The organism is Streptomyces sp. NPDC058773 (assembly GCF_042746015.1).
Taxonomy (GTDB): domain Bacteria; phylum Actinomycetota; class Actinomycetes; order Streptomycetales; family Streptomycetaceae; genus Streptomyces.
The window spans coordinates 38,987-55,955 of sequence record NZ_JBHYPE010000030.1 but is presented as its reverse complement, the minus strand read 5'-3'; the positions used below and the strand labels follow the sequence as shown (position 1 = coordinate 55,955).

Sequence of the window (16,969 nt, the reverse complement as noted above, 5' to 3'; positions counted from 1 at the left end):
CGACAGCTGGCCGGCGGCTACACGGGACGGGCGTGCGCGAGGTCCGTGACGATCTGCCCGGCCACCTCCGTCATCGCCTTCTGGAAGTAGAAGTGGCCGCCGGGGAAGAGCCGCAGCCCGAGCCAGCGCGTCGTCCACCGCTCCCAGCCGGTCAGCATCGTCACGGTCACGGCCGGGTCACCCGCCCCGCCGTACACCGAGAGCGGCACCGGAAGCGGCGGCAGTCCGGTGTCCGGCTGCCAGTGCTCGGCGGCCGCGAAGTCGTTCCGCAGCAGCGGCCCGAACAGCTCCCACAGCGACGGCTCGTCCAGCACCTCGCGGGGCGTCCCGCCGATCCGTGCCAGCTCCTCCTTGAGTTCGCCGTCGGGCAGATGGCTGCGGTGGTGGACGGCCTCGGGGCCGGCGTGCGGCGGCCGCACCGCGGAAATGCCCAGCCAGCGCGGGAGTGCCCGCCCCTCCGCCTGGAGCAGGCGGGTCAGCTCGTAGGCGGCCATCGCACCCAGACTGTGCCCGAAAATGCCGAACGGCCGGTCGGACAGGGGCTCGACGGCGTCCGCCGCCCACCGCGCCAGACCGCCGACGTCCGGGCGCGGCGGCAGCCGGAGGAGCCGGCCGCGCCCCGGCGCCTCGATCAGACACAGCTCCCAGTCGGCCGGGAGGTGTCCGGCCCACTCACGGTAGGCGAGGTGAGAGCCCCCGGCGTGGTGGAGGAGGAACAGCCGCATCGCCGGTGCCTCCACCGGCCGCGGCCGGACGACGGCGCCGGCCGGCCGTATGGCGGGCAGCGGCGCACCGGGCGGGCGGGATGGGGTCATGGGTCGACGTCCTTCGCTGGTGTCAGGCCCGGCTCGGTCATCTCCCGTAGCCGGGCGTCGAGTTCGGCGGTCACGGCCGAGAGCGCCTCGCCGCTGAGCACGCCGTAGTGGTCGCAGGGCAGGGCATGGTCCTCCACTGTGCCCCGGACGAACGGCTTCCATCGCGCGGCGGGCGCCGCTTCTCCGGGGTCGTGGCTCTCGGCGGCGGTGAAGGCCAGCAGATCGCCCCCGACCGTACCCGGCGTATGGCCGGACAGCAGCCCGACGTTGTGCAGCATGACGTCCGCGATCCGGCTCACCGCCGCCTCGTCGAGCCCGGAGAGCACACTGCCCGAGCCGCGCAGCGCATGCAGCACCGAGGCCCGGTCCCCGGGGGGCTCCTCCGGTCCGGCCGTCACGCCGGCGTCGGCCAGCAGCGCCCGCAGGAGGAACGCGTCGGCCTCCTCGGCGGTGGGCAGTTCGAGGCTCTCGTCCGGGGCGAGCGGGAAGGCGTCCAGCATCGCCAGCAGCCCCACCTGCTCCCCGTCCCGTTCCAGCCGCTCGGCCACGGCGTGGGCGACCAGTCCGCCGAACGACCAGCCGACCAGTGCGTACGGCCCGGACGGCTGGACGCCGCGGATCACCCGGACGTAGTCGTCGGCCATCTCCCCGACCGTCCGCGGCATGGCGTCCGGGGCGGTGAGCCCCCGGCTCTGGATGCCGTAGACCGGGAAGCGCGCGCCGATGCCCGGGAGCAGCTTGGCGTAGGGCCAGGCGATGCCGCCCGCGGGGTGGATGCAGAACAGCGGGGTGCCGACGCCCTGTTCCCCGTCCCGGGCCGGGCGCAGCGGCACCAGGACGTCGAGTGCGTTCGAGGCTGCGCCGCTGTCGATGTGCTCGGCCAGGCCGGCGATCGTGGGGTGCTCGACGAGGAGGGCGACGCCCACGGGGGCGCCCCGTGCGGCGCCGATGCGGCTGACGAGCCGGAGCGCCAGCAGTGAATCGCCCCGCAGGTCGAAGAAGTTGTCGTGGACGCCGATGTCCCCGATGCCCAGCACCTGCTGCCAGTGGTGGAGGAGGTCTTGCTCCAGGTCGGTGCGGGGCGGCTCGTACGGGGTGTCCAGGGCCGGGCGCCGGGCGCGCGGTGCGGCCGCGGGGGGCTGCGCCGCGGTGGTCTCCCCGTCGGGGCCGAGCGGGGACCCGGCGGCTTCCGGGGCGTCCGTGACCGGTGGGGTGGTCCGGCCCACGGCCCGCTCGATCCAGTGCGAGGTCCGCTCGAAGGGGTACCCCGGCAGCGGAACCCGGCGGCGGCCGGCCGGCGGCTGTGTCGTGACGGGCACGCCGGCCGCCCACAACTGTCCGATCCCGTCCAGCAGCGTGCCGGCTTCCGAGCGGGTGGCGCGGGCGTGCCGCATCATCGGGACGACGGTCGCCCGCTCCCCCAGCTCGGCCCGCGCGTGCCGGGTCAGGCCGTGGCCGGGGCCGGCCTCGGCGAAGGTGAGGTGGCCGGCGCGGGCCAGCTCGCTCAGGCCGTCCGCGAACCGGGCCGTGTGCCGCATGTGCGTGACCCAGTACCCGGGGTCGGTGGCCTGCTCCGCCGTGATCCAGGTGCCGGTGACATTGGAGAGGTAGGGGACGCGGGGCGGGTGCAGGCTCACGCGGGCGACCGCCGCCGCGAATTCCGGCAGCACCGGGTCGAGCAGCCGCGAGTGGGCGGCCAGGCTCAGCCGGATCCGGGAGCACCCCACACCGTCCGCCGTCAGCCGCCGCTCCAGTGCGTCGATGGCCTCCTCTGCGCCCGATACCGTGCACGACGTACGGGAGTTGACGGTGGCGAGATCCACTCCGGTGCCGTCCAGGTACGGCAGCAGTTCCGCTTCCGCCCGCCACACCCCGAGCGTGGCCCCGCCGGCCCGCCGGGCCAGCTGCTCACGCAGGTGCACCAGGCGCAGCGTGTCGTCGAACGACATCACGCCCGCCAGGTACGCGGCGGTGTACTCGCCGAGCGAGTGCCCCAGCAGCGCGGCCGGCGTGACCCCGTGGGAGGCCAGCAGCCGCACCAGCGCGCACTCGACGGCCACCAGCGAGGCGAACTCGGCCGGCTCGGGCGGCCGTAGCCCGCCGTAGAGCGCTTCGGTCAGCGAGTGGCCGAGGACCGGGCGCAGGGCGTCCGCGGCACGGTCCATCTCGGCACGGAAGGCCGGCCGGGTGCGGTAGAGCCCGGCGCCCATCCCCGGGTACTGGGCGCCGCCGCCGGGCAGCAGGAACACCGGCTGGTGCGCGGCGCGGGCCGCCGCGGCAGGGGTGCCCGTCGCCTCCCGCAGCTGCCGGGCCGCGTCCTCGGCGGTGCGGCCGGCCACCGCCCGGCGGTGGGCGAACTCCCGGCGGCCGGAGTCGAGAGTGTGGGCAACGTCCCCGAGCGGCTGTTCCGGATGCGTATCGAGGTGGTCGGCCAGCTGCACGCAGAGCGCGTCGAGTTGGGAGGGGGTGCGAGCGGATACGCGCAGCAGTTCGTGATCGCCGGGCGCGGCGTCCCGGGCCGCGTCGGCCGGCTCAAGACGGGGCGGCTCCTCGACGATCAGATGCGCGTTGGTGCCGCCCACGCCGAAGGAGCTCACGCCCGCCCGCAGCGGGGAACCGTCCGGCGAACGCCACGGCATCGCCTCGCCGCTCACCCGGAAGGGGGTGGCGGCGAAGTCGATGGCCGGGTTGGGCCGGGTGAACCCCACGGTCGCGGGTACCACGCCGTGCTCCATGGCGAGCAGCACCTTGATCAGTCCGGTGACGCCGGCCGCCGCGTCCGTGTGCCCGACGTTGGACTTCACCGACCCCAGCAGACAGAACCCCGTGCGGTCCGTGCTCTCCCGGAACGCCCGGGTCAGGGCGGCCACCTCGATCGGGTCGCCGACCGGGGTGCCGGTGCCGTGCGCCTCGACATAGCTGATGCTGTCGGCCGGCACCTCGGCCGCGAGCTGCGCGGCGAGGACGGCCTCGGTCTGTCCCTCCGGGCTCGGGGCGGTGAAACCCGGCTTGCGCCGGCCGTCGTTGTTGATCGCCGAGCCCTTGATCACGCCCCAGATGCGGTCGCCGTCCGCGAGCGCGTCCTCCAGCCGGCGCAGCACGACAGCGGCCACCCCGTCGCCGCGGATGGTGCCGCGTGCCTCCGCGGCGAAGGCCCGCGTCCGGCCGTCGGGCGACAACACCCCCTGCTCCACGTACCGGTAGCCCCGTGCGGCCGACGGATTGAGCGCCGAGCCGCCCGCCAGCGCCGTGTCGCAGTGGTAGTTGAGCAGATCCTGACAGGCGAGATGCACGGCCACGAGCGAACTGGAGCAGGCCGTCTGCACCGACATGCTGGGCCCGGTCAGATTCAGCTCGTACGAGACCCGGGTGGCGAACGAGTCCGGCAGGTTGGCCGACTTGGCGGCCAGCAGGTGCAGCGAGCCCGGCTCGCCCGCGTACCGGGGGTGGATGTGGCTCAGGTAGTACTCGCTCTGGCTGGTGCCCGCGTAGACCCCGATCTGGCCGCCGGAGCGCGCCGGGTCGTATCCCGCGTGCTCCAGGGCGTGGTGGCAGACCTCCAGGAAGAGCCGCTGCTGCGGATCGAGCAGCTGGGACTCCGCCGGGGAGTAGCCGAAGAACTCCCCGTCGAAGCGGTCGATGCCGTCGATGGTGGAGGCCATCTTGACCAGGCTCGGATCGTCGAGGTCCGCGGCGGTCCCGCCGGCGGCCAACAGGGCCGCGGCGGGAATGGGCTTGGCCGACTCGTGCCCGTCCAGCAGGTTCTGCCAGAACTGGCCGAGGTCCGCGGCGTCCGCCCACCGCCCTGTCATGCCGACCACGGCGATGCCGAGGTCGTCGCTGTCGTCCCGGTACTCATCCATTGCGGTGTCGGTCCTTTCGGGCGGCGGCCCGGCTGCGCGCGCGGGCCTGCCGCTGGCGGCGGGCCCGCTCGGCACCCGCGGCGGAGCCGTGCGCCGGCCCGGCTCCGCTGCCGAGGTGACGGGCCATGGCGGTGGGCGTCGGGTGGGTGAACAGGTCCGCGAGCTGGAGATCGATCCCGAGCCGCTGCCGGGCCACGGAACGGACGGTGACCAGCAGGATCGAGTGGCCGCCGAGGTCGAAGAAGCTGTCGTCCGGGCCGGCGTCGGGGCGCTCCAGCACCTCCGCCCAGATCGCGGTCAGTTCCTTCGTCAGCCGGGCTTCCGCTCCGGCGGGCACCGAGGGGGCCGCCGGAGCGGCGTGCTCCTCGGGCGAGCCGGTGGTGACCGCGCACGGCACCGGGGTGCCGAAGGCGTCCGGCAAGGTGGTGCCGGCCGGTGCGAGGTCCGGGCCGGTCGCGCGGCCGGTGACGGTCACCGTGGCGGTGAGCCGTTCCAGGGGCAGCACCGGGCCCGTCGTGTGGGCACGCACCCACGGGGCGGCGGCATCCAGCCCGATGAGGACGGACGGCAGATCGTGGCCGAGCGCCGGGCCGAGGGAGGCGAGGGCGTCGCCGGCCGGCAGTACCCGGTAGCCGCGGGCCTCGGTCAGCTCCCGCAGGGCGAAGCCGCGGCTCATGCCCGTCTCCTGCCACATGCTCCATGCCAGGCTGATGCCGCGCAGGCCCAGCGCGCGCTGCCGCACGGCCAGTGCGTCCAGAGCGGCGTTGGCCGCCGCGTAGGCGCCCATCGCGGCGCCGCCGAAGAAACCGTTGACGGAGGAGAAGGAGACGAACGGCATGCCCTGCCGGTGCCGCAGCGCGTGCGTCAGGTGATGGGCGCCGGACACCTTGGCGTGCCAGACGCTCCGCCAGCGCTCCGGTGCGGCCTCGGCGGCGGGGAACTCGGCGCGCTCCCCGGCCAGATGCCACACCGCGTCCGGCTCCCCGGACTCCCACAGCAGGCGGCTCACCTCGTCCGCGTCGCCGATGTCGGCCGCCACGTACCGCACGTCGCCCAGGGACTGCAGGGCGCGCAGGGCCTCGGCACGGGGGTGCTCCCCGGCCCGGGAGCGGCCCACCAGGGTGAGCCGGACGTCGTGCCGGGTGAGGAGGTGGCGGGCCAGCTCGACGCCGATCCCGCCGAGGCCGCCGGTGATCAGATGGTGACCGCCCGGGACCTCCGCGGGCTCGTCGGGGGCGGGCTGCGCGGGAAGCTCGGTGAGCCGCGGGACCAGGCGGTGTCCGCCCTCGGTGAGGGCCACGTGCGGTTCGGCGGAGGGGGCGAGCAGCTCGGCGTGGAGCCGCTCGGCCAGGGCCTCGTCGTCGCCGGCCGGGTCACCGTGCACCTCGACGAAGCGGCCGGTGAGGTCCGGGGTCTCCTGGAGCGCGCTCTTCAGCAGCGCGGCCTCGGCGGCGCTCTCCGGCCCCGTGGTGCCGACGACGGTGAGGGCGGCGCACCGGCTGCCGGGCGCGGCCAGGGCACCGAACAGCCCGGCGAGGGCGATCAGCCGTCCGGGCTCCGGAGGCTCGCTGCCGGTGGCGTCGTCGTATGCGGCGAGCGCGGTCAGATCGATGACATGGGCGGGCGCGTCCAGGGACGGGAGCGACCCGGCGGGCTCCGTGTCGACGACGGTGCTGCGGCCACCGTGCGCGTCGACCAGCCGGGCCAGGGCGTCGGCCAGCGTCCGCCGTCCGGCCGCCAGCACCACCACCTGCGCGGCACACCAGTCCGTGGCGGCGGGCGGTGCCTGGGCGGGCTGCCAGTGCGGGCGGTGGAACCAGTGGGGCACGGTCCGTTCGGTGGCCGGCGGCGGGTCCGTCTCGTGCGCCGTGCGGGCGGCCGGAGTGGTGACGGCGGTGCGCACGCGGTCGGGCTGCGGTGCCGGGGCCGGTTCGACGGTCACCGTGGCCGCGCCGACGGACGGGGTGTCAAGGAGGCGGTCGCGCCAGGCGGCCCGCACCCCGTCGTCGAGCACGGGCAGCGCGCCGAGCATCTCGGTGTCCACCGCCCCGTCCGCGGTGCGCGGCAGCGCGGAGACCAGCACGACGTGCAGCGGCAACTGCCGGTCGGGCAGGGCACGTTGTGCGGCCTCGGCCACCCGGGCGGCCGCCAGGGGGCGTTCGGGCACCGCGTGGACGACCAGACGGGGCAGCCCCGAAGCGTCCTCGCGCCGGGTCACGACGCATTCGCGTACGCCGGGCACGGTGAGGACGGCGGCGGGCACGGCGGTGAGATCGGAGGCGTCGTGGCTTCCGGCCGCCGGACCGCCGGGGCCGCCGTCGAGCGCCGACAGCCGGCGTGCGGCGTCCCGGGCCGCCGCGTCCAGCACCCGGTGGATCAGCTCGGCGAGCTGCTCGGCGGTGCCGGTGTCGAAGAGGTCGGTGCTGTACTCCACGGCGAGTTCCAGGCCGTCGGGGGAGCCGTCCGCCGCCCGGTGCTCGGAGAAGTTGACCGCGAGGTCGAACTTGGCCACGTCCACATGCATCCGCTCCCACTCGGAGACCGCATCGCCCAGCTCGACGACGGTGGGCGCGGCGTCGTGCAGACCCAGGGACACCTGGAAGAGCGGGTGGCGGGCCAGGTGCCGGGGCGGGTTGATCCGCTCGACGAGCTGCTCGAACGGCAGGTCCTGGTGGGCGTGGGCGGCCGAGGTGGCGTCCCGCACCCGGTCCAGCAGCTCGGTGAAGGCCGGATCGCCGGAGGTGTCCGTGCGCAGCACGAGGGTGTTGACGAAGAATCCGACCAGCGGGTCGAGCTCGGGAACCGGCCGGCCCGCCATGACGGTGCCGAGCGGGATGTCCTCGCCGGCACCGGAGCGGGTCAGTGCGGCTGCCAGTGCGGCTTGCACGACCATGAACAGCGTGGCGTGATGGCGCTGGGCCAGCTCGGCCAGCCGGCGGTGCAGTTCCGCGTCGCAGGTGCGGTGGACCAGCCGCCCCTGGCGGCTCGGCGTCGTGGGGCGGGGCCGGTCGCAGGGCAGGGACAGTTCGTCCGGTAGCCCGGCGAGACGCCCTTCCCAGTAGGCGAGTTGCCCGGCCGCCCGGCTCCCGGGGTCGTCCGCGTCGCCCAGGAACTCGCGCTGCCACAGCGCGTAGTCGGCGTACTGGACGGGCAGTTCGTCCCACTTCGGGGTGCGTCCCTCGGCGCGGGCCGAGTAGGCGGTGGACAGATCCGTGGCCAGTGGGGCCAGGGACCCGCCGTCGGCGGCGATGTGATGCAGCACCAGCAACAGCACGCTGGTGTCGTCCGGCAGGTGGAACAGGTGGGCGCGCAGCGGTGGATCGGTCTCCAGTGCGAAACCCAGCCGGGCCGCCGAGCGGAGGTGCTCGTCGAGCAGCCGCTGCGGTATCTCTGCCACGAACAGGTCCGGCTCGGCCTCGTCGGCGGCCGGCACCCGCTGGGCGGGCGTGTTGCCGCGTTCCGGGAACAGGGTGCGCAGCGCCTCGTGGCGGGCCACGACATCGGTCAGGGCCTGCCGCAGCACCCGGCCGTCGAGCCGCTTCGGGAAGCGCGCGACGACGGGGATGTTGTAGGTGGGGCCGGGACCCTCCAGTCGGTCGATGAACCACAGACGGGTCTGGGCGAGCGAGAGCGGCAGCGGCTCGGGCCGGGCCCGGCGGGTCAGCGGAGGGTGGCTCGGCCCGGCATCGCCGGCCTCGGCGAGTTCGGCGAGTTCGGCGATGCTGGGCCGGGCGAACAGTTCGGCGACGGTGAACTCTCGCCCCACGGCCGTGCGGATCCTGCCGACCAGCCGGGTGGCGAGCAGCGAATGCCCGCCGAGCGCGAAGAAGTTGTCGTGCCGGCCGACGCGGTCGATCCCCAGGACGTCGCACCACACCGCGGCGAGCGCCTTCTCCAGCGGGGTGGCCGGCTCGTCGTCCCCGGCGCCGCCGGACGGGGCCGCCGGGCCGTCCGCGGCCGGCAGCTCGTCGACCCGCTCCACCCGGCAGGGCACGGGGGTGCCGTAGGCGTCCTTCTCCCTGAGGTCCGCGGCGGCCTGCGGGGCGCTGCCGGTGACGTGGCCGACGAGTTCCTGCAGCGGTAGGGCGGGTGCGTCGGTCCGGCTGCGGACCCAAGGAGCCGCCGGGTCGAGGCCTACCAGGACATGGCCCGGTGTGTGCAGGGCGACGGCCAGCGAGCGCACCCCCTCGGACCGGCTGATCAGCCGGAAACCACGGGCCCGGGTCAGCTCCTTGAGGGCGTAGCCCTCGCTGGCGCCGAGCTCGTCCCACATGCTCCAGGCGACGCTGTGGGCGCGCAGCCCCAGGGCGCGCTGGTGTGCGGTGAGCGCGTCGAGATAGGCGTTGGCGGCCGCGTAGGCGGCGGCCATGCTGCCGCCGAAGAAGCCGTTGACGGAGGAGAAGGAGACGAAGAGGGTGCCCGGCCGGTCGCGCAGCGCGTCGGTGAGGACCGCCGCACCGGCTGCCTTGGCGGCCAGGACGGCTTCCCAGTGCGCCGCGTCGGCCTCGGCCAACGGCCGTTCGGCGAAGTGTGCGGCCAGGTGCAGCACCCCGTCGACCGGGCCGCGGCCGGCCTCCGCCCCGGCGAGGAGACGGCGTACCGCGTCGGGGTCGGTGACATCCGCGGTCAGGTACCGCACGTCGCCGAGCGCCGCCAGCGCGTCGAAGGCGGCGGCCTTCTCCGGGGCGTCCGCGAGCGGGGTGCGGCCGGTCAGGGTGAGCCGGGCACGGTGGCGGGTCAGCAGCGTGCGGGCCAGCTCCGTGCCGATCCCGCCCAGGCCGCCCGTCAGCAGATAGTGACCGCCCTCGCGGAACACGGGCGTGGCGTCGGTGCCCGCCTCCGGTGCGGGCAGCGGGGCGAGCCGGCTGACCAGGCGGGCGCCATCGCGCAGGGCGACCAGTACGTCTCCGCCCGGGGCGGAGATCTCGGCGTGGATCGCCTGCGCGGTCCGGTCAGGGCCGTGGTCGAGGAGGGCGGCGCCCCCCAGATCGGTCCACCGGCCGGTGAGCCAGGGCAGTTCCTGCACCGCGCTCTTGAGCACGGCCACCGCCGCGGCGCGCTCCGGCAGCACCTCCTCGCCCGGTAGCGCCGCACAACTCCCGGTGGCGACCACGTCGAGGGTGACGGGCCGTTCGTCCGCGGCGAGCGCGGTGATCAGGGCGGCGAGTCGGCGGGCCGTCGTACCGGCCCCGGCCGGGTCGAGCGAGACCGTCCGCCGGTCGGCCTCGGTGAGGTCGACGACGCGGGTGACCGGCCCGCCCACCGAACCCAGCAGGTCCGTCCACGCCGCCGCCTCGGTCCACGACGCGGACCGCTCCGGGACGACGACGCCGCTCGTCCCGCCGGCGGCGGCGATCCGCGCGGCCAGCCGGTCGGCCGGGGCACGCCGCGGGCCCGTCAGGATCAGGGTGTGCTCCGCGGTGCCCCGTGGGTCGTCCGCGTGAAACCGCTCGGCGCGCCGCCAGACGGGCCGGTGGAACCAGTCCGGCACCGTGCGCTCGTTGCCGAGCAGCAGATCCGTGCGGCGCAGCACCTCGGCGTACGCACCCTCTTCGAACCGCCGGCGCAGCAGGGTGCGCTGGATCTTGCCGATCTCCGTCTTGGGGATGTCCGCCGCCGTCACCGGCAGGACGGCCGCGGGGGTGACGCCGAACTCACGCGCCACCCTGCCGGTGAGCGCGGTCACGGTGCGGCGGGTGTCCGCCTCGGGAGTCAGCACACAGAACACGGCGAGTTCGTCGGTGGTCGCGGCGGCCGAGGTCCGTACCGCGACGGCGGCGGTGAACGCCCGCTCCACACCGGTGATTTCCTCGACCGTCGCCTCGATCTCCTGGCTGGAGTGGTTGACGCCGTTGACGATGATGACGTCCTTCGCGCGGCCGGTGAGCGTGACCGCGCCGTCCCTCAGGAAGGCGAGGTCGCCGGTGTCGAACCAGCCGCCGGCCCGGAACGCCTCGGCGTTGTGGTGCGGAGCCCGGTGGTAGCCGTCGGTCACGGCCGCGCCGCGCACCTGCATCCGGCCCACCCGGCCCTCGGGCAGCAGATTCCCGTCCTCGCCCACGATCCGGACGGCGAATCCGGGGTGCGGGCGGCCACAGCTGACATGCGGGTCGTCGTCGCTGCTGTCGCCCAGGGTCAGTACGCCGTCGGTCTCGCCCGAACTGGTCTCGGACATGCCCCACGTCGGGTGCATGGCGTCGTCCGGCAACCCGAACGGCCGTAGCGCGGCCAGGAAACGGCGGGCCGTGCGGGCCACGACGGCCTCCCCGCCGTTGATGGCCAGCCGCAGGCAGGACAGGTCCCAGTCCGGCTCCGGCTCGGCGGCGAGCCGGTCGGCGACCAGCCCGTAGGCGAAGTTGGGTGCCCAGGTGCTGGCGGCACGGTGCCGGTCGACCGCGTCGAGCCAGCGCAGCGGGTCCTCCAGCACCCAGGTGGTGGGGGCGAGCACCTGGCGGGCCCCGAGCACCACGTCCCGCAGATGGAACATCACCACCCCGCCGACGTGGTCGAGTGGCATCCAGTTGAAGGACGGGTCGGCGGCGGTCAGCCCGTGCTGCTGCACGGCCGAGGCCACCTGCGCGAGCACATTGCGGTGGCGCTGTTCGACGGCCTTGGGTGCGCCCGTGCTGCCGGAGGTGAGCAGCAGCAGCACCAGGTCGTCGGGGGTGGCCGGGTGCCAGTCGCGGTCCGGCGGGCTGCTGAGGAGCGCGTCGATCGCGGCGACGTGGGGCGGCTCGTCGCCGTGCCGGCCGAGCGCGGCGGCGATGCCGTCCCGGGCGGTGGCCGGCGCCAGCACCCACGGCTGCTCCAGCGCCGTCCAGGCGTCCGTCAGACGGGTGAGCTGGGTGCTCTCCCGCTCGTGGCCACCGGGCGGGGCGGCGAGCGGCACCGCCGCCAGACCGCCGAGCACACAGGCCCAGAAGCCGGTCACGAACTGCCGGGTGTCCGGAAGCTGGAGGAGCACGGCGTCACCGGGCCGGGCCCCGGCCGCGCGCAGTCCGTGCAGCACCCGGGAGGCGTCCTCGGCGAGTTCGGCGTAGGACTGCCGCTCCTCGTCGCCGTCGGGGCGGATGTGCACCAGCTCGCCGCCGGACTCCGCGGCGGCCCGCAGCGCCTCCCCCAGCGTGCGGAAGGCGGATGCGGTCAGCGGCGGTCCCTCACTGAGCGAGGGCCGGGACTCCCCCGCCGGCTCCGGCTCCCCGTACGTCTCCGGCCGGACGGCGCTCCCGTCCGGCGCGCCGGATGCGGTGCCGAGGCCACCGATGTGGAGGCGGCCGGGGGGCGGGAGTTCGACGGGGCGTACGGCGACCGCAGCGCCGGTCACCCCGGGCTCCGCGCGCAGCCGCTTCTCCCAGGCGCCGGCCGGCCCGCCGTCCAGGACGGGCAGGGCGGACAGCGCTTCGGCGTCCACCGCCCCCTCGGCGGTACGCGGCAGCGCCGAGACCAGGACGATGCGCAACGGCGGTGATTCAGGCGGGAGTTGGGCCCGACCGGCGACAGCGAGCCGGGCCGGGTCGACGGAGGCGTCCGGCACCACATGGGCGACGGGCCCCGGTACGCCGGTGCGTGCGGTGCGCACCGAGACCAGGCATTCGTGCACACCCTCCTGGGCCAGCAGCGCCCGCTCGCACGCGGCCAGGCTGCCGGCGAGCGCGCCTGCGGCGTCCTCGGCCGGCAGCAGCCGGGACAGCGCCCGGGCGGGGTCGGCGGCCGCGCTCACCAGGACCTGGCGCAGCCGTTCGACCAGGGCGTCGGCCGTGGTCCGTGCGAACAACTCGGTGCTGAACTCCAGGGACCCCGTCATTCCGGCGGCCTCGCCGGCCGGGCCGTGCCGCTCGGTGAGCGACAGCGTGAGGTCGAACCGGGCGACCCCGACGTCCGTGGGCTCCAGCCGCGCCGTGGCCCCCGCCATGTCCAGCCGTGCCTGCCCCGCGTTCTGCAGCACCAGCATGACCTGGAACAAGGGGTGACGGCCCACCGCTCGGGGCGGGTTGAGGCGGTCGACGAGCCAGTCGAAGGGCACGTCCTGCCGGTCGTGCGCGGCGAGGCCGGCGTCCCGCACCCGCTCCAGCAGCGCGGTGAAGGACGGATCACCGGAGGTGTCGGTGCGCAGTACCAGGGTGTTGCTGAAGAAGCCGACGAGGTGGTCCAGGGCGGTGTCGTCCCGGCCGGCGACGGCCGTGCCCAGCGGGATGTCGGTACCCGCGCCGGACAGCGTGAGGGTGGCGGCGAGCGCGGCGTGCAGCGTCATGAAGACCGTGGCCCGGTGCGCGGCGGCGAGTTCGGTCAGCGCGCGGTGCAGCTCGGCGTCGAAGGCCAGCGGCACCGCGTCACCCGCGTACCGGTGGGTGCGCTCCCGGAGCCGGTCGTAGGGCAGGTCGAGCTGGTCGGGCAGTGACGCCAGGGCCCGTTCCCAGGAGGCGAGTTGCCGGCCGGCGCGGCTGTGGGTGCCAAAGGGCTCGCCGAGCAGCGCGCGCTGCCAGAGCGTGTAGTCGGCGTACTGCACGGGCAGTGGCGCCCAGCCGGGGGTGCGGCCCGCCACCCGCGCCGTGTACGCCGCCGCCAGGTCTTCGGCCAGCGGCACGAGAGACCAGCCGTCGGCCGCGATGTGGTGCAGCACCAGCAGCAGCACGGTGCGGCCGTCGTCGACGCGGAACAGGTGGCAGCGCAGGGGGGGTTCGGTGCCGAGGGAGAAGCCGGCGCGGGCCGCCGCCCGCAGCCGGGAGTCCAGCTCGCCGGCCGGCACGTCCACCACGTCGGGTGCGGGCCGGGCGCGCGGGTCGTCGGGGCCGAGAACGAGCTGCCGGGGGTCGCCCTCGACATCCGGGAAGAGGGTGCGCAGCGCCTCATGACGTGCGCAGACATCGGCGAGGGCGGCGCGCAGCGCCCCCGCGTCGAGAGCGGTGTCGAGGGTGAGGACGCACGGGATGTGGTAGGTCGGGCCGGCTCCCTCCAGCCGGTCGAGGAACCAGATGCGGGCCTGGGCGGGCGAGAGCGGCACCTGCTCCGGCCGCGCGGCCGGCAGCAGCGGCGGCCGCTCCGTGCCGGCGGCCGTGCCGTCCGGCGGCGTGGCGACGAGCCCGGCGAGCGCACCGGGGCGCGGCGCGTCGAAGACCGCCGTCATGGTGATCTCCACGCCGAGGTCCGCCCGAATCCGCGTCAGCAGCCGGGTGGCCAGCAGCGAATGTCCGCCGAGGTCGAAGAAGTCGTCGTCGGCGCCGACCGTGCCCTCGGACAGCCGCAGCACCTCCTCGAAGAGCCGGCAGAGCCGTTCCTCGGCCGCGGTGGCGGCGCCCCGGCCGCGCGCGGCGGCGGCGAAGTCGGGCGCGGGCAGCGCCTTGACGTCCAGCTTGCCGTTGTACGTCAGCGGCAGGGCCGGCAGCAGCACACACACGCTCGGCACCATGTGCGCGGGGAGCAGGTCCGCCAGGTGGCTCCGCAGCGCCGGCGGTTCGGGGGCGCGGCCGGTCCCGGGCACGGCGTAGGCGACGAGGATGCGGTCGCCGTCGGCGCCGTCGCGGGCCACCACGGCGGCCTGCGCCACATCGGGGTGGCCCACCAGGACCGCCTCGATCTCCCCGGGCTCGATACGGAAGCCGCGGATCTTCACCTGCTGGTCGGCGCGGCCGGCGTACTCCAGCGTGCCGTCCGGCAGCCTGCGGGCCAGGTCGCCGGTGCGGTACATCCGCGCGCCGGGCGCGCCGAACGGGTCGTCCAGGAACCGTTCCGCGGTCAGCTCCGGCCGGCCGAGGTAGCCCCGGGCCACGCCGGGGCCCGCCACGTACATCTCGCCCACCCAGCCGGGCGGTACCGGCTGCCGGCTGTGGTCGAGGACGTACACCCGCAGGTCCGGGAGCGGCGAGCCGATCAGGCTGGGCGCCCGCTCCTGCTCGACGAGGGCGCGGGTCACGCGCTGGTGGGTGACGTGCACGGTCGTCTCGGTGATGCCGTACATGTTGACCAGCACCGGTGCCCGGTCGCCGTACCGCTCGACCCAGCCACGCAGCTGCGCCGGCTCCAGCGCCTCGCCTCCGAACACGACATAGCGCAGGCCGAGCGGCGGGTGAGACGCTCCGCGCCGGTGGCACTCAGCGTCCGCCCGGACCAGCTGCTGGAAGGCGGAGGGCGTCTGGTTGAGGACGGTGACCCGCTCGTCGCGCAGCAGCTGGAGGAAGTCGGCGGGCGCGCGGGTGACCTCCTTGGGGACGACGACGAGCCGGCCGCCGTGCAGCAGGGCGCCCCAGATCTCCCAGACGGAGAAGTCGAAGGCGTAGGAGTGGAAGAGGGTCCACACGTCCTCGGGGCCGAAGTCGAAGTGCGCGGCGGAGGTCTCGAAGAGCCGGACGACGTTGGAGTGCGGGACCACCACGCCCTTGGGGCGTCCCGTGGAGCCCGAGGTGTGGATGAGGTACGCGGTGTCGCCCGGGGTGAGCGGCGCGGTGCGTTCGGCATCGGTGAGGTCGTCGGCCGGGAGGCCGGCCAGGGCCGTCTCCAGCGCGGGGTCGCCGAGCAGCACGGTGGCCACGCCGGTCTCGGGCAGGCCGGGGGCGGTCGGTGGGTCGGTGACCAGCAGCGTGGGCGCCGCGTCGTCGGCGATCGTCCGGAGGCGCTCCGCCGGGTAGCCGGGGTCGAGCGGCAGGTAGGCGGCGCCCGACTTGAGTACGGCGAGCAGCGCGGTGATCAGTTCGGCGGACCGGGGCAGAGCCAGCGCCACGATGCCGCCCGGCCCGGCGCCGCGCTCGACGAGGAGGCGGGCCAGCCGGTTGGCGCGGGCATTGAGCTGCGCGTAGCTCAGCGCGGTGTCCCCGAAGGTGACGGCGGTGGCGCCGGGGCTGCGGGCGGCCTGTGCCTCGAAGCGGGTGGGCAGGGTGGCATCCGGCGCGGGCGGGGCGCTCACGGCCGAGGCGTACGAGGGTTCCTCGTCGGGCCGCAGCAGTCGCGTACCGGCGAGGCTCAGCTCGGCGTCGGCTCCCGCGAATTGGTCCAGCAGCAGCAGGAACCGTGCGTGATGATCTGCCAGTTGCTCCTCGGTGTACAGCGCGGGGTTGGCGGCGAACGCGAGATGCAGCCCGCCGCCACCGGATGCGGGGCGCACGGTGAGGGACAGATCCTCGACGGGGCCGCCCGACAGATGGTGGAAGGTGGCCGGGTGGCCGGCGAAGCGCGGCTCGTTGTCGAAGGGCATCAGATTGACGACCGGCCCGTACAGCCGCCGGCCACGGCCCAGGAGCTTGAGGTCGCGGCGCAGGTCCTCGCCGCGGTAGCGCGCGTACTTGCGCACGGTCCGGGCCTCTGCGGCGGCCGTCCGCACGAGGGTGTCGAGGGTGGTGCCGGCGTCCATGGTCAGGTGCAGCGGCAGGATGTTGGAGACGACGCCCGGGGTGCGCAAGGCGGCGGAGCCGAAGCGGTTCATGGCGGGCAGGCCGAGGACGACATCGGCGCTGCCGGTGACCCGGTGGACGTAGCCGGCGGCCGCCGCGAGGAGCAGGTCGCCTTGGGCGACGCCCAGACGGGTGGCGGCCGTGGAAAGACGTGCGGCCGCGTCGGCGGTCAGCGCGGTGGCGCGGCGCAGGGCCGTGGGCGAGGGCAGGGCGGTCGCATCGGTGAGGCTCACGGCTTCGGGGGCGCCGGCGCAGCGCTCCGCCCAGAAGTCCCGGTCGCGCGCGAGGTTCCCGGAGGCACGGTAGCCGTGCTCCTCGGCGAGCAGCCGGGCCAACGGCGCGAATCCGCGCTCCGGTTGGCTCCCGGCGGCCAGCGCGGTGTACACCTCGGCCACGCGACGGACGACGAGGGAGTAGCCGTAGCCGTCCAGGAGGATGTGATGCGCCCTCTGGTACCAGAAGAACCGGTCGGGGGCGGCCGTGAACAGCGCCTCGGTGAAGAGTGGGCCTTCGGTGAGGTCGACGGGCGTGGCGAGGTCGGCGCGCATCCAGGTCTCGGCGGCCGCCCGCGGATCGGGCTCGCCGCTGACGTCGACACGGTGCAGGGCCCAGTCCCACACGGCCGCGTGACGGGCGCGGGGGCCCTCGGCGGTGTCGAGGAAGCTCAGCCCGAACGTCTCGGCCTCGGCGATCGTCCACCGCAGCGCGGTTTCGAAGAGTTCGGTGTCGACGGAGCCATGAATCTCCACGTACTCACCGGTGTTGTAGGCCGCGTTCGCGGGGTCGAGCCTCTGGGCGAACCAGATGCCTTCCTCAGCGCCCGACAGGGGGCGGACGGTGTCGTCGTGAGCTGACATGGCACCAACCCTCAGTAGTAGTGCGAGTTCAGACGGAATGCCGTCCTGCGAGA

3 protein-coding genes are annotated in these 16,969 nt (G+C 75.2%); all 3 read right to left on the bottom strand.

Annotated elements, in window-relative coordinates; all coding sequences use genetic code 11:
• Nucleotides 1-17: 17 nt before the first annotated feature.
• The 3 genes from ACFW5B_RS24175 to ACFW5B_RS24165 are packed head-to-tail and all read right to left on the bottom strand — an operon-like array spanning nt 18 to nt 16,916.
• Nucleotides 18-815 (bottom strand): thioesterase II family protein, encoded by a 798-nt coding sequence (locus ACFW5B_RS24175; protein WP_386443205.1) that lies wholly within the window; start codon nt 813-815, stop codon nt 18-20.
• Nucleotides 812-4,678 (bottom strand): type I polyketide synthase, encoded by a 3,867-nt coding sequence (locus ACFW5B_RS24170; protein WP_386443202.1) that lies wholly within the window; start codon nt 4,676-4,678, stop codon nt 812-814. The genes ACFW5B_RS24175 and ACFW5B_RS24170 overlap by 4 nt, the downstream gene beginning before the upstream one ends.
• Nucleotides 4,671-16,916, bottom strand: a complete 12,246-nt coding sequence (locus ACFW5B_RS24165) for an amino acid adenylation domain-containing protein (protein WP_386443199.1) — start codon at nt 16,914-16,916, stop codon at nt 4,671-4,673. The genes ACFW5B_RS24170 and ACFW5B_RS24165 overlap by 8 nt, the downstream gene beginning before the upstream one ends.
• Nucleotides 16,917-16,969: the final 53 nt, after the last annotated feature.

Excerpts from the sequence above, each read along its gene's own strand:
- ACFW5B_RS24165 (WP_386443199.1), bottom strand. The coding sequence starts at position 16,916 with ATGTCAGCTCACGACGACACCGTCCGCCCCCTGTCGGGCGCTGAGGAA.
- ACFW5B_RS24170 (WP_386443202.1), bottom strand. The coding sequence starts at position 4,678 with ATGGATGAGTACCGGGACGACAGCGACGACCTCGGCATCGCCGTGGTC.
- ACFW5B_RS24175 (WP_386443205.1), bottom strand. The coding sequence starts at position 815 with ATGACCCCATCCCGCCCGCCCGGTGCGCCGCTGCCCGCCATACGGCCG.